Annotated in this window: 1 protein-coding gene; it reads left to right on the forward strand. The window is 73.9% G+C overall.

The window, feature by feature from the left end:
- Nucleotides 1-106: 106 nt before the first annotated feature.
- On the forward strand, nt 107-1,253 hold a 1,147-nt coding region (locus GA0115240_RS27605; protein ID WP_093740792.1), incomplete at its 3' end, for an amino acid deaminase/aldolase.

Raw genomic sequence — 1,253 nt, forward strand, 5'->3', positions numbered from 1 at the left:
GCGCGGTTCGCGCGTCACGTCTACGGGGTGCGCGGTGGTGCGGTTGCGGCGGGGCGAGGTGCGCGGGGCTACCTTTCGGTAGCCCGGGTCTGGCAGGCTGCGGTCCATGTCCGATCGCGCTGCCGACCGGGCCCGGTACGACCGGGCCACCGCCCATCTCGACGCCCCGGTGGCGATCGTGGACCTCGAGGCGTTCGACGCCAACGCCGACGACCTGGTGCGCCGGGCAGGCGGGAAACCGATCCGGGTCGCCTCGAAGTCCGTGCGGTGCCGTGCGCTGCTGGAACGGGCCCTGGCGCGCCCGGGTTTCGCCGGCATCATGTCCTTCACGCTCGCCGAGTCGCTGTGGCTGGTCCGCACCGGTTTCAGCGATGTCCTGCTCGCCTACCCCTCGGCGGACCGCGACGGCTTCGCCGAGCTGACCGCCGACCCCAAGCTGGCGCAGGCCGTCTCGGTGGTGGTCGACGACCTCACCCAGCTCGACCTGATCGACGCCGCCCGTGGTGCCGACGGCACCGAGACCGTCCGGGTCTGCCTCGAACTCGACACCTCGCTGCGGAAGTTCGGCGGCCGGGTGCGAGTGGGCGCCCGGCGATCGCCGCTGCGCACCCCGGAGCAGATGGCGTCGCTGGCCCGGACGATCGCCGCCCGGCCGGGGTTCCGGCTGGTGGGGATCATGGCGTACGAGGGTCATGTGGCGGGAGTCGGGGACCTGGTCCCCGGCCGGCCGGCCCGGGCGCTGGCCATACGGCTGATGCAGTCCACGGCCCGCAAGGAGCTGGCGGCGAGGCGCGCGGAGGCGGTGCGCGCGGTGCTGGCGGTGACGCCGGACCTGGAGTTCGTCAACGGCGGTGGCACCGGCAGTGTGGAGAGCACGGCGGCGGAGGCCGCGGTGACCGAGATCGCGGCCGGCTCCGGGCTCTATGTGCCGCGGCTGTTCGACAACTACCGGGCCTTCCGGGGCCGTCCGGCCGCGCTGTTCGCCCAGCCGGTGGTCCGCCGCCCGGGTGTCGGCGTCATCACGGTGCTGGGCGGCGGCTATCCGGCGTCGGGCGCGCCGGGCCCGGACCGGCTGCCGGTGCCGTATCTGCCGGAGGGGCTCTCCTACGATCCGCAGGAAGGCCCGGGCGAGGTGCAGACGCCGCTGCTCGGCTCGGCCGCCGATGATCTGCTGCTCGGTGACAAGGTCTGGTTCCGGCACGCCAAGGCCGGTGAACTGTGCGAGCGCTTCGCGGAGTTGCAGCTGGTGGACG

The organism is Streptomyces sp. DvalAA-14, assembly GCF_900091855.1.
Taxonomy (GTDB): domain Bacteria; phylum Actinomycetota; class Actinomycetes; order Streptomycetales; family Streptomycetaceae; genus Actinacidiphila.